The 20,177-nt window shown below is 62.8% G+C and carries 15 protein-coding genes; 6 read left to right on the forward strand and 9 right to left on the reverse strand.

The features are described 5' to 3' along the window. Window positions 1–40: 40 nt before the first annotated feature. Both mfd and EOC83_RS07130 read right to left on the reverse strand, forming a co-directional pair. A complete protein-coding gene (gene mfd, locus EOC83_RS07125; protein ID WP_013531906.1) occupies window positions 41–3,538 on the reverse strand; it encodes a transcription-repair coupling factor in 3,498 nt (1,165 codons plus the stop codon). Between the two features lie 73 nt (window positions 3,539–3,611). Next, complete coding sequence (locus EOC83_RS07130) at window positions 3,612–3,899, reverse strand: succinate dehydrogenase assembly factor 2 (RefSeq protein ID WP_013531907.1); 288 nt, start codon at window positions 3,897–3,899, stop codon at window positions 3,612–3,614. Between the two features lie 92 nt (window positions 3,900–3,991). Between EOC83_RS07130 and recG the strand changes: the two genes are divergently transcribed. Next, complete coding sequence (recG, locus tag EOC83_RS07135; protein ID WP_024503566.1) at window positions 3,992–6,100, forward strand: ATP-dependent DNA helicase RecG; 2,109 nt, start codon at window positions 3,992–3,994, stop codon at window positions 6,098–6,100. On the opposite strand, the gene EOC83_RS07140 is transcribed toward recG, so the two are convergent. The 7 genes from EOC83_RS07140 to EOC83_RS07170 all read right to left on the reverse strand — a co-directional run bounded on the left by EOC83_RS07140 (window position 6,052) and on the right by EOC83_RS07170 (window position 13,015). Continuing rightward, complete coding sequence (locus EOC83_RS07140; RefSeq protein WP_024503567.1) at window positions 6,052–6,807, reverse strand: DUF502 domain-containing protein; 756 nt, start codon at window positions 6,805–6,807, stop codon at window positions 6,052–6,054. The genes recG and EOC83_RS07140 overlap by 49 nt on opposite strands. 80 nt (window positions 6,808–6,887) lie before the next feature. Then, complete coding sequence (locus EOC83_RS07145) at window positions 6,888–7,190, reverse strand: HigA family addiction module antitoxin (protein WP_027161478.1); 303 nt, start codon at window positions 7,188–7,190, stop codon at window positions 6,888–6,890. 31 nt (window positions 7,191–7,221) lie between these two features. After that, the gene (gene glmS, locus EOC83_RS07150) at window positions 7,222–9,045 is read right to left on the reverse strand and encodes a glutamine--fructose-6-phosphate transaminase (isomerizing) (protein ID WP_063167904.1); all 1,824 of its coding nucleotides are present in this window, start codon (window positions 9,043–9,045) and stop codon (window positions 7,222–7,224) included. Between the two features lie 172 nt (window positions 9,046–9,217). After that, the gene (gene glmU, locus EOC83_RS07155; RefSeq protein WP_063170223.1) at window positions 9,218–10,576 is read right to left on the reverse strand and encodes a bifunctional UDP-N-acetylglucosamine diphosphorylase/glucosamine-1-phosphate N-acetyltransferase GlmU; all 1,359 of its coding nucleotides are present in this window, start codon (window positions 10,574–10,576) and stop codon (window positions 9,218–9,220) included. A gap of 119 nt (window positions 10,577–10,695) precedes the next feature. Beyond that, the gene (locus tag EOC83_RS07160; protein WP_063167903.1) at window positions 10,696–11,451 is read right to left on the reverse strand and encodes a hypothetical protein; all 756 of its coding nucleotides are present in this window, start codon (window positions 11,449–11,451) and stop codon (window positions 10,696–10,698) included. 50 nt (window positions 11,452–11,501) lie between these two features. Then, a complete protein-coding gene (locus EOC83_RS07165) occupies window positions 11,502–12,167 on the reverse strand; it encodes a hypothetical protein (RefSeq protein WP_127224175.1) in 666 nt (221 codons plus the stop codon). Between the two features lie 101 nt (window positions 12,168–12,268). Continuing rightward, window positions 12,269–13,015 (reverse strand): cytochrome c biogenesis CcdA family protein, encoded by a 747-nt coding sequence (locus EOC83_RS07170; protein ID WP_063170222.1) that lies wholly within the window; start codon window positions 13,013–13,015, stop codon window positions 12,269–12,271. 185 nt (window positions 13,016–13,200) lie between these two features. Between EOC83_RS07170 and EOC83_RS07175 the strand changes: the two genes are divergently transcribed. From EOC83_RS07175 to EOC83_RS07195, 5 genes are all read left to right on the forward strand, one after another. After that, window positions 13,201–13,578, forward strand: a complete 378-nt coding sequence (locus EOC83_RS07175; protein WP_024503571.1) for a hypothetical protein — start codon at window positions 13,201–13,203, stop codon at window positions 13,576–13,578. Window positions 13,579–13,937: 359 nt separating this feature from the next. Continuing rightward, window positions 13,938–16,574: a type I DNA topoisomerase gene (topA, locus tag EOC83_RS07180; protein WP_063167901.1), complete on the forward strand. Its 2,637-nt coding sequence runs from the start codon at window positions 13,938–13,940 to the stop codon at window positions 16,572–16,574. A 6-nt stretch (window positions 16,575–16,580) separates the two neighbouring features. Further along, complete coding sequence (gene rnr / locus EOC83_RS07185) at window positions 16,581–18,899, forward strand: ribonuclease R (RefSeq protein WP_063167900.1); 2,319 nt, start codon at window positions 16,581–16,583, stop codon at window positions 18,897–18,899. Between the two features lie 11 nt (window positions 18,900–18,910). Further along, window positions 18,911–19,345 (forward strand): DUF983 domain-containing protein, encoded by a 435-nt coding sequence (locus EOC83_RS07190; RefSeq protein ID WP_024503574.1) that lies wholly within the window; start codon window positions 18,911–18,913, stop codon window positions 19,343–19,345. Between the two features lie 86 nt (window positions 19,346–19,431). After that, entirely contained in the window at window positions 19,432–20,172 is a 741-nt protein-coding gene (locus EOC83_RS07195) for an NUDIX domain-containing protein (RefSeq protein ID WP_063167899.1), read from the forward strand. Window positions 20,173–20,177 lie beyond the last annotated feature (5 nt).

The following is a 20,177-nucleotide window of genomic DNA, read 5'->3' on the forward strand; positions in this document are numbered from 1 at the left end:
TAGACCGGAATTTCAGCGCTGGCGAATGGTCCGAGGCTAGCTACGCCGCCTTCTCCACCAGCCGTGCCAACTGCGTCATGACGACCGCCGAGCCCGCCAGCCTCTTCTCGGCTGTCGGCCAGTCGCGCACGAAGACGACACTGTGGTCCGGCCGGATCTTGGCCAACGATCCCTGTTCGCCAATGAACTTGACCAGCCCGACCGGGTTGGAGAATTCGCGCTTGCGGAAATGGATGACGACGCCCTTCGGCCCGGCGTCGAGTTTTTCGACATTGGCCTTGCGGCAGAGCGCCTTGATGAAGACGATCTTCAACAGATGCTTCACCTCCTCCGGCAGCGGGCCGAAGCGGTCGATCAGCTCGGCGCCGAAAGCGTCGATTTCCTCGGTGTTTTCGAGATCGCCGAGACGGCGATAAAGCGCCAGCCGGAGCTGCAGGTCCGGAACATAGCTTTCCGGGATCATCACCGCCGTGCCGACGGCAATCTGCGGCGACCAGCCGCCATCCTGCACCTCGCCCGAATCCTTCACCTCGGCGACGGCTTCTTCCAGCATCTGCTGGTAGAGTTCGAAGCCGACCTCCTTGATGTGTCCGGACTGCTCCTCGCCGAGAAGATTGCCGGCGCCTCTGATATCGAGGTCGTGGCTGGCCAGTTGGAAGCCGGCGCCCAGAGTGTCGAGCGATTGCAGCACCTTGAGCCTCCGCTCGGCGGTGTCGGTCAGCTTGCGGTTGGCCGGCAGCGTGAACAGCGCGTAGGCCCGCACCTTCGAACGGCCGACGCGGCCGCGCAATTGGTAGAGCTGCGACAGGCCGAACATGTCGGCGCGGTGGATGATCAGCGTGTTGGCGGTCGGAATATCAAGGCCGGATTCGACGATGGTGGTCGACAACAGCACGTCGTACTGGCCGTCATAAAAGGCATTCATGATGTCGTCGAGTTCGCCCGGCGGCATCTGGCCATGAGCCACCGCCACCTTCAACTCCGGCACGGATTCCTTCAGGAAATCATGTATTTCCGAGAGATCGCTTATGCGCGGCACCACATAGAAGGAATGGCCACCGCGATAGCGTTCGCGCAGCAGCGTCTCGCGGATCACCAGCGGATCGAAGGGCGATATGAAGGTGCGCACCGCCATCCGATCGACCGGCGGCGTGGCGATCAGCGACAGCTCGCGCACCCCGGTCAACGCCAGTTGCAGCGTTCGCGGGATCGGCGTCGCCGACAGCGTCAGCACGTGCACGTCGGTCTTCAGGTCCTTCAGCCGTTCCTTGTGCTTGACGCCAAAATGCTGCTCTTCGTCGATGATCAGCAGACCAAGGTTCTTGAACGAGATCGCGGAACCGAGCAGCGCGTGCGTGCCGATGACGATGTCGACCTGGCCTTCGGCGATGCCTTTCTTGGTCTCGGCCAGTTCCTTGGCGCCGACCAGCCGCGACGCCTGGGCGACGCGGATCGGCAGGCCGGAAAACCGCTGCGAAAACGTCTTGAAATGCTGGCGTGACAGCAATGTCGTCGGCACCACCACCGCCACCTGAAAACCTTCCATCGCCGCGATGAAGGCGGCACGCAGCGCCACTTCGGTCTTGCCGAAACCGACATCGCCGCAGATCAGCCGGTCCATCGGCTTGCCGGCAGCAAGATCGTCGCGCACCGAATCGATGGCCGTCTGTTGGTCGTCGGTCTCTTCATAGGGAAAGCGGGCGGCGAACTCGCCATAGAGGCCTTCTGCCGGCACCAGTGGCGGCGCCGAGCGCATCTGCCGCTCGGCGGCGATGCGGATCAACTGACCGGCCATGTCGAGCAGGCGCTTCCTCAGCCGCGCTTTGCGCGACTGCCAGGCGCCGCCGCCAAGCTTGTCCAGCGTCGCCTCGGCCGTGTCAGAACCGTAGCGCGACAGGAGTTCGATGTTTTCCACCGGCAGGAACAGCCGGTCGTCGCCGGCATAGTGGATTTCCAGGCAGTCATGCGGCGCGCCGACCGCTTCGATGGTGCGCAGGCCAATGAAACGGCCAATGCCGTGGTCGGCATGGACGACAATGTCGCCGGCCGACAGCGCCGAGGCCTCGGCAATGAAATCCGAGGGACGTTTCTTGCGTTTCGAGCGCCGGATCAGCCGGTCGCCCAAAATGTCCTGTTCGGCGACGACGACCAGTTTTTCGGTCTCGAAGCCGGATTCGAGCGGCAGCACGGCCAGGGCCGCCTGCCCCGGCTCGAGCTTTTCGGCTTCCGCCAGCGTCACGACCTGCTTGAGGTTGCCGAGATGGTGTTCGGCGAGGATCTGGCCAAGCCGGTCGAGCGAGCCTTCGGTCCAGCCGGCGATGACGACGCGGCGGCGCGCCGCGCGCTCATCGGCGATGTGTTTGACGACGACATCGAACACGTTGGCGTTCGGATCGGCGCGCTCCTCGACGAAGCTGCGGCCGTGGCGCGAACCGGCGTGATAGACCTTCTTGGCGCCAATGTCGGGCGCGTCGAATGGCGTAAAGTCGATCGCTTCGCGCGGCCCGAGCGAGGTGATCAGGTTTTCCGGGGAGAGATAGAGCAGGTCCGGCGCGACTGGCTTATAGGGCACCGCATCCTTCAGCGCGCCATCGGCCTGCTTCCTGCGCGCCTCGTAGTGATCGAGGATCAGCGTGTGGCGCTCGGCCAGCGCCTCATGCGCCAGATGGTCGAAGATGACGGGCGTGTCAGGCAGATAGTCGAACACCGTCTCCAGCCGTTCGTAAAAGAACGGCAGCCAGTGCTCCATGCCAGCGAAGCGACGCCCTTCGCTGACCGCCGCATAGAGCCCGTCGTCGCGCTGCGGTGCGCCGAAGGCTTCGATATAGGAGCGGCGGAAGCGGCTGATGGTTTCCGGCGTCAGCGCCACTTCGCTCATCGCTTGCAGCGCCATCGACTTGCGTTGACCGGTGGTGCGCTGCGTGGCGGCGTCGAACACACGGATCGATTCCAGCGTGTCGCCGAAGAAATCGAGCCTGAGCGCCTCGGTCCAGCCGGGGGCGAACAGGTCGAGAATGCCGCCGCGCACCGCGAACTCGCCGATGCCGCGCACTGTCGGCACACGCTCGAAACCGGACGTTTCCAGCCGCGAGACCAGTGCGTTCATGTCGATCTGGTTGCCGGGCCTGGCATGAAAAGTCTGCGCCTCGACCAACTCGGACGGCGGAATGCGCTGCAGCAGCGCATTGGCGGTGGTGAGGATGACGGCGCGGTGCGGCTTCTTCGCCAGAGCGATCATGGCGGTCAGCGCATCGAGGCGCTTGGCGGCCGCATCGGAGCCGGGCGAGACGCGGTCGTAGGGCAAGCAATCCCAGGCCGGCAGTTCCAGCACCGGCAGGCCGGGGGCCGCGAAGGACAATGCCTCGATGATCGCCGGCAGGCGCTGACCGTCGCGCGCGACGAACAGAACCGGCTTGTCGGGCGCGATCTCGAGCGCCGCCTGCACCAGCGCAAAGGCTTCGTAGCCGTCGGCGACGCCATCGACGATGAACTGACCGGCGCGGCCTTTCGGCAGACCGATGGTGGGAATGAGGCTCATGAAATCACGGTCTTGTTTCATCGCAATTCCGAACGGAAAACCGCTTCGTTACTTTTCCTGGAATTGCTTGTGTTCAGAATGTCAGAGAGCGGCGGAAAGCCAGGATCTTTCGCAGGACGGCACAATCGATATCGGCCGGAACCGGGCGTTCGCCGGTGACCATGGGCAGGAATTCGGTATCGGGAATGTCGAGGAGCCTCTCATATTGGTCGATTTCCTCGTTGGTCAAGACGCCGATCTCAGCGTCGGCGAAAGTGCCGAGGATCAGGTCCATCTCGCGCATGCCGCGATGCCAGGAGCGAAACAGAAGCTTGCGGCGGCGCACGTCCAGCCCCTCGCTTGATCTCGTCGTTCCGGTCATCGTACCGCATCCTTGCTTGCTGCGGCGCATATAGCGTGGATAGAAGGGGCTGTCAGCCTTGCGCTGCCGCCGTCGCAACATAAGCTGACATCATGCGCCCGACCATCCTCGATCCCTTGTTTGTCCCGATTACGTCGCTTGCAGGCGTCGGACCGAAAGTCGGCGCGCTGATCGAGAAGGTTGTTCCGGCCGATCTCGGCGACCGCGCGGCGCGTGCCGGCGATCTTCTGTTCGTGCTGCCGCACACCGTCATCGACCGGCGCAGTCGGCCTGGTATCGCGGGATCCGCGGAAGGCCAGATCGTCACGCTCGATGTGCGCATCGACCGCCACCAGCCGCCACCGCGTGGCAACAGGTCGGTGCCCTACCGGGTCTTCGCCCATGACGATACCGGAGAGATCGCGCTGACCTTCTTCCATGCTCACGCCTCCTATCTCGAAAAGGCGATGCCCGAGGGCGAGCATGTCGTGGTCTCGGGCCGCATGGAATGGTTCAACGGCCGCCCGAGCATGGTCCACCCCGACCATATTGCGCTGGCCAGCGAAGCGGAAAACCTGCCGCTGGTCGAACCGGTCTATCCTCTGACAGCCGGGCTCTCGGGCAAGGTGCTGCGCCGGGCGATCGGCCAGGCGCTGACGCGCGTGCCTGAATTTCCCGAATGGCAGGACGGCGCCTTCATGCGGCGGCACACCTTTGCGGCCTTTGGCGATGCGCTTGCCCGCATCCACAATCCGGCCGACCCGATTGACGTCTCCATCGATGGTGCCGCCTGGCGGCGGCTCGCCTATGACGAGTTGCTGGCGGGCCAGGTCTCGCTGGCGCTGGTGCGAGCGAAAGTCCGCAGGCTGTCCGGGCGACCCCTGGTCGGCGACGGCCGCATCGTCGAAAAACTGCGGGCCGCACTGTCCTATTCGCTGACATCAAGCCAGGAGTTTGCGCTGGCCGAAATCAATGCCGACCTCGCCGACCCAGAGCGCATGCTGCGGCTTCTGCAGGGCGATGTCGGTTCCGGCAAGACTGTCGTCGCGCTGCTGGCCATGGCGCGTGCCGTCGAGGCCGGCGGCCAGGCAGCCTTGATGGCACCGACCGAAATCCTGGCGCGCCAGCATCTTGCGACCATCACGCCGCTTGCCGCCAAGGTAGGGCTTCGCATCGCCATCCTCACCGGTCGCGAGAAGGGCCGCGAACGCGCGGATACGCTGGTCGGCCTGGCAACCGGCGAGATCGACATCGTCGTCGGCACCCACGCGCTGTTCCAGGAGACCGTCACCTTCAAAGACCTCGTCTTCGCCGTCATCGACGAGCAGCATCGTTTCGGCGTCCATCAGCGGCTTGCCATCACCGCCAAGGGCGACGCGCCAGACATGTTGGTGATGACGGCCACTCCTATCCCGCGCACCCTGGTGCTGACCGCTTTCGGTGACATGGACGTGTCGAAACTGACGGAAAAACCGGCCGGCCGCCAGCCGATCCGTACCGTTACGCTGCCGCTCGAGCGGCTCGACGAACTGGTCGCCCGCATGGTGGACGCCGTCGCCGGCGGCCAGAAGATCTACTGGATCTGTCCGCTGGTCGAGGAATCCGAAGAGATCAAACTGATGTCGGCCGAAGACCGCTTCGCCTCGCTGAAACCATTGTTCGGCGATCGCATCGGTCTCGTTCACGGCCGCATGAAGGGTGCCGAGAAGGACGAGGCGATGCGCGCCTTCAAGCAGGGCGAGACACGCATCCTGATCGCCACCACCGTCATCGAGGTCGGCGTCGATGTGCCGGACGCCACCGTCATGGTCATCGAGCATGCAGAGCGCTTCGGCCTGGCCCAGTTGCACCAGCTGCGCGGCCGGGTCGGACGCGGTGACAAGCCCTCCTCATGCGTGCTGCTCTACAAGGACCCGCTCGGCGAGACCGCAAAACGCCGGCTGTCGGTGATGCGCGAGACCGAGGATGGGTTCCTGATCGCCGAGGAGGACCTGAAGCTGCGCGGCGAAGGCGAATTGCTGGGCACCCGCCAGTCGGGCACGCCGGGCTTCCAGGTGGCTCGCATCGAGGCGCATGCCGACCTTCTGGAGGCCGCCCGCGACGATGCCAGGCTGATCCTGTCACGCGATCCGGAGCTGCAATCGCAGCGTGGTGAGGCGTTGCGCCTGCTGCTTTACTTGTTCGGTCGCGACGAAGCCGTGCGGCTTCTGCGCGCCGGCTGAGCCAGGGCGGCAACCGAAGGGTTGGCGAGCATCCCTTCGATCGGCTCGCCATTCACGACAACCATTTGCTTTACTTCGGGCGCCACCAGACCGGCGGAGACGATCAGCTTGGCGCCATCCTCGATCGTCATGTCGAGCGGCACGATGTCCGACTTCGGCACATACATCAGGAAGCCCGTGGTCGGGTTTGGCGTGCACGGCATGAATACGGCGATCAGCGGATCGCCTTCCTGGTCGAGCTTCTGGTTGATCTCGGTTTCCTTTTCACTGGCGACGAACACCAGCGACCACACGCCCTTGCGCGGATATTCGACCAGCCCGACCTGGCGGAACATGTCACCCTTGTTCGACAGCACGGTCTCGAAAATCTGTTTCAGCGAGCCGTAGATGCCGCGCACCAGCGGCATGCGGCCAAGCAGGCGCTCGCCGAAATTGACGATGGCGCGGCCGACGATGTTTGCCGTCAGGAAACCGATCAGCGTGATCAGGATAAGCGCCACGATCAGTCCGAACCCCGGCACCGGAAACGACAGGTAGGTGTCAGGGCTGTAGCGGGCCGGAATATAAGGCTTCACCCAGGAATCGACCCAGCCGATGAACGACCAGGCAATGTAGGCGGTGATCGCCAAGGGCGCGCAGACGATGAAGCCCGTGAGGAAATAGTTCCTCAGCCGGGTCATGCCGGAGGTCTTGGGAGCGTCGGACATGGTTCACCGGAGCGCGGGTTGCAGCGCAACATTAGTGAACCGGACGAAGCTTTGGAACTGCGAAGTTTTTAAAGAGCCGATTATGCCGCTACTTCCAACGGCTCAATCTTCTCGAGCTCCGGCGCCAGCTTTCTGGCTTCGGTTTCAAGCTCATAGGCCTGTTGAAAATTCATCCAGAATTCGGGCGTGGTGTTGAAAAATCTGGCGAGGCGAAGAGCGGTATCGGGAGTCAGGCCGATCTCTTCCTTGGCAATGCGTTCGATACGGGTGCGCGGAAGGTTGAGCTTTTTCGCCAGCGCGCCTGCACTCATGCCGAGCGGGACGAGATATTCTTCACGCAGGAATTCTCCAGGATGAACTGGACGTGCGAACTTCGATGCCATTCGGCCCAACCTCCGGTCTGGAAGGCAAAACCTATTCCACCGTCACCGATTTCGCCAGATTGCGTGGCTGGTCGACGTCGGTGCCCATGAACACGGCGGTGAAATAGGCCAGCATCTGGATCGGCAGCGCATAGATGATCGGCGAGATGATTTCGGGCACATCCGGCAGCACGATTGTTTCCATCGTCTTCACGCTCACCTGCGCCGCGCCCTTGCTGTCGGTGATCAGGATGATCTTGCCGCCGCGCGCCGCCACTTCCTGCATGTTGGAAACGGTTTTCTCGAAGATCCGGTCATGCGGCGCGATGACGATGACAGGCATGTTCTCGTCGATCAGCGCGATCGGCCCATGCTTCAGTTCGCCGGCTGCATAGCCTTCGGCGTGGATGTAGGAGATTTCCTTGAGTTTCAACGCGCCTTCCATGGCCAGCGGGAAATTGGTGTCGCGGCCGAGATAGAGCACGTCCTTGTAGCGCGAGAGTTCGCGCGCGATCCGCTCGATCTGCTCTTCAAGCTTGAGCACCTGGTTGGCGTAGCGCGGCGCTTCCGAAAGCGCGCGCACCAGGGTTTTCTCCTGTTCCTTCGAAATCATACCGCGCGCCACGCCGGCGCGCACCGCAAGCGCGGCCAGCACGGAAAGCTGGCAGGTGAAGGCCTTGGTCGAGGCGACGCCGATCTCGGGTCCGGCAAGCGTCGGCAGCACGACGTCGGATTCGCGCGCCATGGTCGATTCGCGCACATTGACGATCGCGCCGATCTTCATGCCGGCTTTGCGGCAATAACGCAGCGAGGCCAGCGTGTCGGCGGTCTCGCCCGATTGCGAGATGAAAAACGCCGCATCGTTCTTCGACAGCGGCATTTCGCGGTAACGGAATTCGGAGGCGACATCGATGTCGACGGGCAGGCGCGCGTAGCGCTCGAACCAGTACTTGCCGATCAGGCCGGCCAGATACGCCGTGCCGCAGGCCGAGATCGCCAGCCGACCAATTTTGGCGAAGTCGAACGGCAGGTCGAGCGGCTTCGACACTCCGGAGACGAAATCCACGTAATGCGCCAAGGTGTGCGAGATCACCTCGGGCTGCTCATGGATTTCCTTTTCCATGAAATGGCGTCGGTTGCCCTTGTCGACCATGAAGCTGGTCGACAGCGACTGCTGGCGTTTGCGGTCGACCTTTGTGCCGTCAATGTCGAAGATGGTGACACCGCCACGGCGCACCACCGCCCAGTCGCCATCTTCCAGATAGGTGATCGAATTGGTGAACGGGGCGAGCGCGATGGCGTCGGAGCCCAGGAACATCTCGCCATCGCCATGGCCGACGGCCAAAGGCGGACCGTTGCGGGCGCCGACGATCAAATCCTCGTCGCCTTTGAACATGATCGCCAGCGCAAAGGCGCCTTCCAGCCGCTTCAGCGCCTGGTGCGCGGCTTCGACCGGCTTCAGCCCCTTGGCGAGTTCGCGGGCCACCAGATGCGCCACGACCTCGGTGTCGGTCTGCGACGAAAAAGAATAGCCGTCGCGGACCAGTTCGTCGCGCAGTTCGGCGAAATTCTCGATGATGCCGTTGTGGACGATGGCGACGCCGTCGGAAAAATGCGGATGCGCATTGCTCTCGTTGGGCACGCCATGCGTCGCCCAGCGCGTGTGGCCGATGCCGATCGTGCCATCGAGCGGCTCGTCCTTGAGCCGGCGCTCCAGGTTGATCAACTTGCCTTCGGCGCGGCGGCGGGCGAGTTCGCCACGCTCGATGGTCGCGACGCCGGCCGAATCATAGCCACGGTACTCCAACCGCTTCAGCGCATCGACGATGAGCGGCGCAACCTGCGAGTGGCCGACGATTCCAACGATACCGCACATGCAGAAAGCCCCCGATTCCCCGGAAAACCAGCGCTATTTAGGGATGGCCAGCCTGCCGTGGAAAGTCACATTGCATTTCGTCCCGTATAACGGAACGCTCATTCTGTCGATGCACCATGACAGGCCGCTCTTGCAATCCGGTTACTGCAATCGTTCGGTTTGCGGGCTGGTCTTACTTTTTCTTCGCCGCCGCCGCCGAAGCAAAGCGCTCGCGCAACTCCTTGCCCTTGCCTGGAATGGTCTTCTGGCGGGCGCGGCCGAAGGCCAGCGCGTCGTCGGGCACGCTTTCGGTGATCACGCTGCCTGAGGCGATGTAGCCGCCCTTGCCGATGGTGACAGGCGCCACCAGCGACGAATTGGAGCCGACAAAAGCGCCCTCGCCGATGTCGGTGAAGAATTTCGAATAGCCGTCATAATTGCAGGTAATGGTGCCGGCGCCGATATTGGCCCCAGCACCGACACGGGCGTCGCCGATATAGGTCAAATGGTTGACCTTGGCGCCCTCTTCGATAACCGCCTGCTTGACCTCGCAGAAATTGCCGACCTTGGCCTTGTTCCTGAGATCGGCGCCCGGCCGCAGCCGCGCGTACGGCCCGACATCGCAATTGGACGCAATGGTGGCGCCCTCGATATGGCTAAAGGCATGGACCTTGGCGCCCGTGGCAATCTTCACGCCCGGACCGAACCAGACATGGGGCTCGACGATCGTGTCAGTGCCGATCTCGGTGTCGTGCGAGAAATACACCGTCTCCGGCGCGATCAGCGTCACGCCCGACAGCATCGCCTCATGCCGCCGGCGCGCCTGCCAGATGGCTTCGGCTTGCGCCAGTTCGGCGCGGTTGTTGATGCCGAGCGCGCTTTCGAAACTGGCTTCGGTGGCCACGACATCGAGGCCTCGCGCACTGGCGATCTCGACAATGTCGGTGAGATAATACTCGCCCTTGGCATTCTTGTTGCCGACCTGATCGAGCAGCGCCAGCGCATGGGCGCCGGCCACCGCCATCATGCCGGCATTGCAGAAGGTTATTTTCCTCTCCTCCTCGGAGCAGTCCTTCTCCTCGCGGATGGCAATCAGCTTGCCGTCCTTTTCGATCAACCGGCCATAACCAGTCGGACTGGGCGGACGGAATCCGATCACGACGACGGCAGCGCCTTCAGCCAGTTTCAGCCGCGCCACGGTCAGCGCATCTGCGTCGATCAGCGGCGTGTCCCCAAACATCACGAGAATATCGTCATAACCCTTTGATATCGCATCGCGCGCGGCAAGCACGGCGTGCGCGGTGCCAAGGCGCTTTTCCTGCACGAAAGTCTCGGCCTTGGGCGCGAACTTTGCCGCCGCCTTGCGCATCTCGTCGGCGCCATGGCCGATCACCAGCGCCTGGCTGCCGGCACCCGCCTCTTCCGCTGCCTTCACCACATGGGCGACCATCGGCAGCCCGGCAATCTGGTGCAGCACCTTCGGCAGCACGCTCTTCATGCGCGTGCCTTCGCCGGCGGCGAGGATGACGGACAGGCAGGATCTCTGGCTCATGGAAAGGACAACCATATGAAAAGGGATCAGGAATCGAAGATAGGTAGCATCTGGCGCCATGCTGCACCAATGCGGTTAAATTCCGGTGAGGTGGGTCGAGCAGCTGGTCGATATTGCCACTAGCGAGACGTAAGATAGTCCGGATCCTTGGCTGCGAGCAGTCGTTCGACCGAGGCTTGGAAAGCGGCCACGTCGCTTCCTTGTTTGGCAAGCAGACTCTCCATGTGCTTAATCCCGCCCTCATAATAGGGCCCGAACACCTTGGACAGTGCGATCGACTTAGCCTTGGCAGTCACGTCCGCATGTAGCAGCTCTATCATGGTTGGGGGGACCGTGCTGCTCGCCACGCCCGTCCGAAATGCCCCCCATCTCGGCCTTGCGTCGGCGCAATCTGATTCCATTCGATCAAGAATGGATCGCCCTTTCAATTTGAGGCCTTCCCGATCCGTCTCGCGGTCGGCCACCTCTGACCCTGCAGCACTTAGGTAGACGTAGACCTGCCACATTGCCTGTATGGTATCGGGAACCCCCGCTCCGCGAGGTTGCGGCATTTCAAGGTGAACTCGCTCGTCCAGGAAGCAAGCCAATAATTCTTCCTGCCGGCGATGGTCCGAAAACAGGAAAGCATCCGATTGCCCAAAGTTGAACAGTTTGTGGATCGCCTCTATCCGCAAGTCGGCCCATATCTCGACAACGCTTGCGCCCTCTCTGCGATGGGCAGGATAGGACAACTTCCCCGCTTTCACTGCATTGACGTAGTCGCGCACAGATGCGGCCAACGCTACAGCGAGCGATTGTGGCCGGACAAATTGCTCAGCCAGGGCCTTGAGTTCATGGTCAGGCTGGCTCGATTTCTTCCTCAACCAATTCCACATAGGCTGCCTCCCCAATTGCCTAAGTCGATTTCGCGTTTGCAACGACAGCGCTAGCTGTCAGGAGAGGGCAGAGCTGGCGGCTCCTGATAGGCCTCTAGCTGCCACGGCCCTTGATAGTCGGCAATCACGCCTTCGTCGGCCATTGGCATCTTGGCAATCGTAGCGATCTGCCCAAGGCACCGGTTCAGGTGCCCGCGGAGCACCTCCAGTGCATCAAAATAAGCCTGCCGGGTGTCAGGCGGTCGATAGAATTCTCCAAAGCGTGGATGCAGCGGGGCGTTCTCGTCGCGCCGGAGCAGTTCCTCGAACGTCATAAATTGGCGAATACCCAGAGCCATCGCGTCAAGCAGTAAGTACAGCGGCCCATCCTGCAAGTCGGCAAGCTCTACCCGTTTGTCCACGAGCGTTTGCCTGATTTCCCCAAGCGACTTGAGCGCATTGTCAATGCAGCCATCGCAGCACTCCCAAGCGGACAGAATCCTGCGATCCCGGAGCCGAATTACGAGCTCGCGGGCAACCTTACGCTCTCGATCATTCGGGCTGACAGCGATACTGATAAATGGGAGGTTAATCGTCACGTCACCCAAGCGACCATCCACTTGCCTCCGCGCTCGCGCCAGCAAGTCGGCAATATCGAATCTAAAAGGAATTTTTCCACTTCTCATGCTGCACAATATCAAGCTTTGAATTGATTGTGCGAGCTTTTGCAGGCTCACGTCAATATTGCAGTGTAAGACCAAATGGAGCGGGGAAATTCCGATCCGGAACTTACTACGCAAGTGAAACAATATCCGTAAGCCCGCTTGAGCTCGAACGCCTACCCCAACCGCCCCAGCAGCGGAAAATTCTCCAGCAGCCAGTAAGACACCGTCTGAACGCCGCCGGTGAGGAAAAACACGCCAGCGACAACCAGCAGCGCGCCTATTGCTTTTTCAACCCGGCCGAGATGAACGCGGAATTTGCCGAGGAAGCGCATGAAGGCGCCGGAAAACAGCGCTGCGATCAGGAACGGGATGCCCAGCCCCAGCGAATAGGCGGCGAGCAGCAGCGCGCCCTCGCCCACCGTTTCACGGCCGCCGGCCAGCGTCAGGATCGGTCCCAGAACCGGGCCGATGCACGGCGTCCAGCCGAAGGCGAAAGCCAGCCCCATGACATAGGCCGCGATTGCACTTGCCGGCTTCCCTTGCGACTGGAAGCGTGCCTCGCGTGACAGCAGCGGAATGCGCAGGACGCCGAGGAAATTCAGGCCCATGAGGATGATCAGCACGCCTGCGCCCATGGCCAGCGGCTCCTGCCAGACGCGCAGCAGCCGGCCGATGGTCGAGGCGCCGGCGCCGAGCGCGACAAAGACGGTCGAGAAGCCGAGCACGAAGGCGATCGAAGAATAGATCAGCGCGCCGCGTGCGCCTTCACGCGCTGTCGCACCCGCATTGCCACGGAAATCGTCGACCGAGACGCCGGCCATATAACAGAGATAAGGCGGCACCAGCGGCAGCACGCAAGGCGACAGGAACGAAATCGCCCCAGCCCCGACCGCGCTGACATAGCCGATGTCCAATGCCATTTCCAAGAACTCCAATGTCGTGACGCCGATATAGCGACGCGCAGCCTTGTCCACCAATCACCATTGTGTTGGCAAGATCATCCATTGCCCGACGCACTTGCCAGGAAGAAACGACAGCCCGCAGGCGTTGATGCTGTGAGGCCGCGATTTCCCGCGCGTCTCCAGATATCAGTCAGGAGATTTCCATGAAAACCATAACCGCAGGACTGGCAGCGCTTCTGCTCAGCACCGCCGCATCCTTCGCTGCCGACGCGTGGAAGGAAGCCGAGGTCAATGGCGCCAAGATCTACACCGACGCCAATGGCATGACGCTTTACACCTATGACAAGGACGAGAAGGGCAAGAGCAACTGCTACGACAAATGCGCCACCAACTGGCCGCCGCTGAAAGCCGAAGCCGGCGCCAAGGCGGATGACGAGTGGAGCGTCGTCGACCGCACCGACGGCACCAAGATGTGGGCCTATGACGGCAAGCCGGTCTACACCTTCATAAAGGACAAGAAGCCCGGCGATGTGACCGGCGACGGCGTCGGCGAAGTCTGGCATATCGTCAAGGCCGACTAAGCACGCCATTCCCGCTGCTGGCGGGACAAGGGCTGGTCGCCGGGCATCTCCATGCCATCCGGCGGCCGGCATCGAACAGCCCGTTATAATGTCGCCCGTCCTGGTTTGGGCAGCATTTCAACGACTCGGCGGAAAAATGAATCGGGTCGTTTCCGCTGACTCAGACCCACCATCTGCCTTTCCCAAATTCTGTGATTTTCTCCATACACTCTAAGAGTGTATTGCTGCGGACCGGCCCGCAATTTGGGCGCTTCCCCTTGACCGGATGCAAAAGCGCGGCCATGTGAGCGACAAATAGAACGAGATTTCGTCGCGCGCAGCGGAATTCTTCTGCCGCACCACAGCTGATATGAGACCTCATGGACGTCGTCGTCGTCGAATCGCCGGCCAAGGCGAAGACAATCAACAAATACCTCGGCAAGAACTACAAGGTTCTGGCCTCGTTCGGCCATATCAGGGACTTGCCGGCCAAGGATGGCTCGGTGCGTCCGGATGAGGATTTCGCCATGTCCTGGGCGGTCGACACCGCCTCCGGCAAGCGCCTCGCCGACATCGCCAAGGCGGTCAAGGACGCCGACGGCCTGATCCTCGCCACCGATCCGGATCGCGAAGGCGAAGCGATTTCCTGGCATGTGCTGGAAGTTCTGAAGCAGAAGCGCGCGCTGAAGGACAAGCCGGTCAGCCGCGTCGTCTTCAACGCCATCACCAAATCGTCGGTGCTGGAAGCGATGGCCAATCCGCGCCAGATCGATGCGCCGCTGGTCGATGCCTATCTCGCCCGCCGGGCGCTGGATTATCTCGTCGGCTTCACGCTGTCGCCGGTGCTGTGGCGCAAACTGCCGGGCGCCCGTTCGGCCGGACGCGTCCAGTCGGTTGCGCTGCGTCTCGTCTGCGACCGCGAATCCGAGATCGAGCGCTTCATCCGCGAGGAATACTGGCAGATCGCTGCACTGCTGGGCACGCCGCGCAACGAGAATTTCGAAGCGCGGCTGACCGCCTTCGATCGCAAGAAGCTGCAAAAGCTCGACATTTCCAACAAGGCGCAGGCCGACGACATCAAGTCGATGCTCGAAGGCGCGACCTTCAAGGCGGTGTCGGTGGAAGCCAAGCCGACCAAGCGCAATCCCGGCCCGCCCTTCACCACCTCGACGCTGCAGCAGGCCGCCTCGTCGGGTCTCGGCTTCTCGGCCAGCCGCACCATGCAGGTGGCGCAACGCCTCTATGAAGGCATGGAGATCGGCGGCGAGACCACCGGTCTGATCACCTATATGCGAACCGACGGCGTGCAGATGGCACCCGAGGCGATCGACGCCGCACGCGATGCCATTGCCAAGGAATTCGGTCCGAAATACCTGCCGGAAAAGCCGCGCCAATATACGGCCAAAGCCAAGAACGCCCAGGAAGCGCACGAAGCGATCCGCCCGACGGATTTCATGCGTACCCCGGCATCGGTCAGGCAATATCTCGATTCCGACCAGATGCGGCTCTATGAGCTGATCTGGAAGCGCGCCATCGCCAGCCAGATGCAGCCGGCCGAAATCGAGCGCACCACCGCCGAGATCGAGGCGGTCAATGGATCGCGCACCGCGGAGCTGCGTGCCATCGGTTCGGTCGTTCGGTTCGACGGTTTCATCGCCGCATACACCGACCAGAAGGACGACGATGCGGAAGACGAGGAAAATCGTCGCCTGCCCGAGATCCGTGCCGGCGAGCAGCTTGCCCGCCAGGCGATCAACGCCACCCAGCACACCACCGAGCCGCCGCCGCGTTACTCCGAAGCGTCGCTGATCAAGAAGCTGGAAGAGCTCGGCATCGGCCGGCCTTCTACCTATACGGCGATCCTGAAGACGCTCGAGGACCGCGACTATGTCACCATCGACAAGCGCCGGCTGGTGCCGCAGGCCAAGGGCCGGCTGCTGTCGGCTTTCCTCGAAAGCTTCTTCAAGCGCTATGTCGAGTACGACTTCACCGCGTCCCTCGAGGAAAAGCTCGACGAGATTTCGGACGGCAAGCTCGCCTGGAAGGACGTGCTGCGCGATTTCTGGAAGGATTTTTCCGGCGCCGTCGCCGACATCAAGGAACTGCGCGTCACCGACGTGCTGGATGCGCTCAATGAAGAGCTGGCGCCGCTGGTGTTCCCCGCGCGCGAAGACGGTTCGAATCCACGCATCTGCCCGAAATGCGGCACCGGCAATCTGTCGCTGAAGCTCGGCAAGTTCGGCGCCTTTGTCGGCTGCTCCAACTATCCCGAATGCTCCTTCACCCGCCAGCTCGGCGATGCCGCCAACTCCAATGGCGAGAATGGCGGCGGCGAAGACGGCACCAAGGTCATCGGCAAGGACCCCTATACGTCAGAGGAAATCACGCTGCGCAGCGGCCGCTTCGGCCCCTATCTGCAACGCGGCGACGGCAAGGAAGCCAAGCGCTCCAGCCTGCCCAAGGGCTGGACGGCAGAGTCGATCGACCACGAAAAGGCGCTGGCGCTGCTGTCGCTGCCGCGCGATGTCGGCCAGCATCCGGAAACGGCCAAGATGATCTCGGCCGGGCTCGGCCGTTACGGTCCGTTCGTGCTGCATGACGGCACCTATGCCAATCTCGAAAGCATCGAGGACGTGTTCTCGATCGGCCTCAACCGCGCCGTGTCGGTGATCGCCGAGAAGCAGCTGAAGGGCAAGGGTGGCCGCAATGGCGGCACGGCCGCTGCGCTCAAGGAGCTCGGCGACCACCCCGATGGCGGCGGCAAGATCGTCGTGCGCGACGGCAAATACGGGCCTTACGTGAATTTCGGCAAGGTCAATGCTACGCTGCCCAAGGGCAAGGATCCCCAGTCGGTGACGATGGAGGATGCGCTGGCGCTGATTGCCGAGAAGGAAGCCAAGGGCGGCGGCGGCAAGAAGCCGTTCCGCAAGGCGGCCGCGGCCAAAGCTCCGGCAACCAAGAAAGTAGCCGCCAAGAAGCCGGCTGCGAAGAAGCCGGCCGCGAAGAAAAAAGGGTAGGACAGCGTGGCGCGCAAGATCACCGGCAGAACCCACGGCGATCCGCGCACCGCCGACACCAGGGCCAAGGTCAAGGACGACTATCGGCCGTCGCGTGACGAAATCCTGCGCTACATTGCCGAAAATCCCGATCGCGCCGGCAAGCGCGACATCGCGAAGGCGTTCGCGCTGCGCGGCGACGACCGCATCTGGCTGAAGGATATTTTGCGCGACCTGCAGGACGAAGGCGTCCTCACCAAGGAGCGCAAGGGGCTGGCCCGCGTCGGTGCCCTGCCCCATGTCACGGTCCTCGATATTTTCGACCGCGATGCCGATGGCGTGCTCTTGGCGCGCCCAACCGAACACACAGCCAATGGGCCGCCGCCCATCGTTTCCATCCGCCTGTCGCGCAGTGGCAGTGGACCGGCGCCCGGCATTGGCGACCGCGTGCTGGCCAAGACCTTTCCCGCCGACGACACGAACGTCGCCCTGGGCGGCCCCGCCTACACCGGGCGGGTGGTGAAGATTTTCGAAAAGCGCACCGATGCCGTGCTCGGTATCTTTCGCATCCTGCAGGACGGCACCTTCCGTATCGAACCGGTGGAACGGCGCCAGCCCGAACTGATCGTCGACAAGGAATTCCAGAACGGCGCCAAGAATGGCGACCTGGTCGAGGTCGAGCCGGCGCGAGCCTCCCGTTTCGGCTTGCCGAGAGCCAAGGTGCTCAACGTGCTGGGCTCTCTGACCAGCGAAAAGGCGGTCTCTATGATCGCCATCCATGCGCACGACATTCCGCATATCTTCCCGGCCGACGTCATCGCAGAATCCGAAGCGATCAAGCCGGCGACGCTGGATCACCGCGAGGATTGGCGCGACCTGCCGCTGATCACCATCGATCCGGCCGACGCCAAGGACCATGACGACGCCGTCTTCGCCACGCCGGATCTCGACGAGAAGAACCCCGGCGGCGTGGTTGCCACCGTGGCGATCGCCGACGTCGCCGCCTATGTGCGCTATGGCACTGCACTCGACCGCGAAGCGCTGAAGCGCGGCAACTCGGTCTATTTCCCGGATCGTGTCGTGCCGATGCTGCCCGAGCGCATCTCCAACGATCTCTGCTCGCTGCGCGAGGGCCAGGACCGGCCGGCATTGGCAGTGCGCATGATCTTTTCGGCCGAGGGCCGCAAGCTCAGGCACACCTTCCATCGCGTCATGATGAAGTCGGCGGCAAAGCTCGCCTACCAACAGGCTCAGGCGGCGATCGACGGTGCGCCAGACGACAAGACAGGCCCGATCCTCGAAACCGTGCTGAAGCCACTGTGGGACGCCTATGCGATCCTGAAGCGCGGCCGCGATGGCCGCCAGCCGCTCGAACTCGATCTGCCGGAGCGCAAGATCGTACTCAAGCCGGACGGCACCGTCGACCGCGTCATCGTGCCGGAGCGGCTCGATGCCCACAAGCTCATCGAAGAATTCATGATCCAGGCCAATGTCGCCGCGGCCGAGACGCTGGAGGCGAAGAAGCAGGAGCTGGTCTATCGCGTCCACGACGCGCCGTCGCTCGCCAAGCAGGAATCGCTGCGCGAGTTCCTGCAGACATTGGGCCTGTCACTGGCGCGCGGCGCGCAGATGCAGCCAAGCCAGTTCAACGGCATTTTGGAGCGCGTGCGCGGCGCCGACAATGAAGGCCTTGTCAACGAAGTGGTGCTGCGCTCGCAGAGCCAGGCCGAATACTCGCCAAAGAACATCGGCCATTTCGGTCTCAACCTCCGCCGCTACGCCCATTTCACCTCGCCGATCCGCCGCTATGCCGATTTGATCGTGCATCGCGGACTTATTGCCGCACTCGGACTGGGTCCGGGTGGGCTGACGCAGGACGAAGCGGCACGGCTCGAAGATGTCGCGGTGCAGATCTCCGGCACGGAACGCCGCGCAATGGCGGCCGAGCGGGACACGGTCGACCGTCTGATCGCCGCCTATCTCGCCGAACGCGTCGATGACCGGTTCGATGCCCGCATCTCCGGCGTCACCAAATCAGGACTATTTGTCCAATTGCCGCAGTACGGCGCGGATGGTTTCATCCCGGTGTCAACTCTGGGCGGCGATTACTATATATACGATGAAACGGCTCGCTCCCTGTTCGGAGAACGCTCTGGCAAAGGCTACCAACTCGCGGACCGCGTCGAGGTCCGGCTTATCGAGGTGGCGCCGATGGCCGGCGCGATGCGCTTCGAGATGTTGACCGACCCAAAGCCTCTGCCGGGCTCCAAGCGGTCGTTTCACAAGGCCAAGGGCCGCGCCCGCGCGTCGCAATCGCGACCGGGTTCGCGCGGCAGGAGACGATGATGACAACAGCCATGGAAGAACAGGTTTTCGGCGGAGAACATCACTCGGGCCGGGCCGCACGCCCGCTGTGGACGGCGATGAAGCGCGGCCTGCTCGGCCGCTGCCCGCATTGCGGCGAAGGCAAGCTGTTTCGCGCTTTTACCAAGACCGTCGACACATGCGGCGTCTGCGGCGAGGAATTGCATCACCACCGGGCCGACGACCTGCCGGCCTACCTCGTCATCGTCATCGTCGGCCACATCGTGCTGGGCGCCTTCATGGGCGTGGAGGCGACGTCGACTTTGTCCATATGGCAGCACATCGCCATCTGGGTGCCGCTGACCATCCTTTTGTCGGTTGCGCTGCTGCAGCCGGTCAAGGGTGCCGTCATCGGACTGCAATGGGCCTTCTATATGCACGGCTTCGGCGGCGAGCACGACGTGATCGAGCCGCATCCCGGAGCCTAGGCCGCAGCCAAGAATGCTGCCTGGCGCAACATACCGACCGTGAAAGGCCACTTTCGCTTGCCAGAAGTTTCCGCTAGGTCCTGCGCATGGACGGTATGACCAAGGCGGAAGTCGACAGGATCGAGCGGAGCATGATCGCTCATAGCGGCCGGCCAATTCGCCCGCGCGACGCGGCAACCCTCATCCTGCTCGACCGCAAGGACGACGACGTACTGGTTCTGATGGGTCGCCGCCATGCCGGCCACGCCTTCATGCCGGGCAAGTTCGTCTTTCCCGGCGGCCGCACCGATCCGGCCGATAGCCGCATACCGGTCGTCGCCGCCCTGCACCCGAAGCAGGAAGCCAAGCTGATCGCCGGGCCGGGGCGCACAAGCGCCGCACGAGCCCGCGCCATCGCCCTGTCGGCCATCCGAGAGACCTATGAGGAAGCCGGGCTGCTGATCGGCCGCAAGGGTGCTTTCGCAACCCCCAGATCCGACTGGCAAGGCTTTGCCGAACACGGCGTGCAACCCTCTCTCGACATGCTGCGCTTCGTCGCGCGCGCCATCACGCCGCCCAACCGGGTGCGCCGCTTCGACACCCGTTTCTTCAGCGCCTGGCGTGACGACGTCGCGGTCGAGCTGCCCGGTGGCGGTCCGACCAACGAACTGGAAGAGCTGGTCTGGCTGCCGCTTGCCAAGGCCAGGGAAGCCGACATACCCGACATCACCCGAATGATCCTGGACGAGTTGGAAAAGCGCCTCGCCCATGATCCGCTGTTGCGTCCAGGCGGTCCCGTGCCCTTCTACCGGCTGGTCCGCAGGCGCTTCATCCGCGAACTTCTCTAGAGCAA

The sequence above is a fragment of the Mesorhizobium sp. Primo-A genome, assembly GCF_003997175.1.
Taxonomy (GTDB): Bacteria; Pseudomonadota; Alphaproteobacteria; order Rhizobiales; family Rhizobiaceae; genus Mesorhizobium; species Mesorhizobium ciceri.

Excerpts from the sequence above, each read along its gene's own strand:
- mfd (WP_013531906.1), bottom strand. The coding sequence starts at position 3,538 with ATGAGCCTCATTCCCACCATCGGTCTGCCGAAAGGCCGCGCCGGTCAG.
- EOC83_RS07130 (WP_013531907.1), bottom strand. The coding sequence starts at position 3,899 with ATGACCGGAACGACGAGATCAAGCGAGGGGCTGGACGTGCGCCGCCGC.
- recG (WP_024503566.1), top strand. The coding sequence starts at position 3,992 with ATGCGCCCGACCATCCTCGATCCCTTGTTTGTCCCGATTACGTCGCTT.
- EOC83_RS07140 (WP_024503567.1), bottom strand. The coding sequence starts at position 6,807 with ATGTCCGACGCTCCCAAGACCTCCGGCATGACCCGGCTGAGGAACTAT.
- EOC83_RS07145 (WP_027161478.1), bottom strand. The coding sequence starts at position 7,190 with ATGGCATCGAAGTTCGCACGTCCAGTTCATCCTGGAGAATTCCTGCGT.
- glmS (WP_063167904.1), bottom strand. The coding sequence starts at position 9,045 with ATGTGCGGTATCGTTGGAATCGTCGGCCACTCGCAGGTTGCGCCGCTC.
- glmU (WP_063170223.1), bottom strand. The coding sequence starts at position 10,576 with ATGAGCCAGAGATCCTGCCTGTCCGTCATCCTCGCCGCCGGCGAAGGC.
- EOC83_RS07160 (WP_063167903.1), bottom strand. The coding sequence starts at position 11,451 with ATGTGGAATTGGTTGAGGAAGAAATCGAGCCAGCCTGACCATGAACTC.
- EOC83_RS07170 (WP_063170222.1), bottom strand. The coding sequence starts at position 13,015 with ATGGCATTGGACATCGGCTATGTCAGCGCGGTCGGGGCTGGGGCGATT.
- EOC83_RS07175 (WP_024503571.1), top strand. The coding sequence starts at position 13,201 with ATGAAAACCATAACCGCAGGACTGGCAGCGCTTCTGCTCAGCACCGCC.
- topA (WP_063167901.1), top strand. The coding sequence starts at position 13,938 with ATGGACGTCGTCGTCGTCGAATCGCCGGCCAAGGCGAAGACAATCAAC.
- EOC83_RS07190 (WP_024503574.1), top strand. The coding sequence starts at position 18,911 with ATGGAAGAACAGGTTTTCGGCGGAGAACATCACTCGGGCCGGGCCGCA.
- EOC83_RS07195 (WP_063167899.1), top strand. The coding sequence starts at position 19,432 with ATGGACGGTATGACCAAGGCGGAAGTCGACAGGATCGAGCGGAGCATG.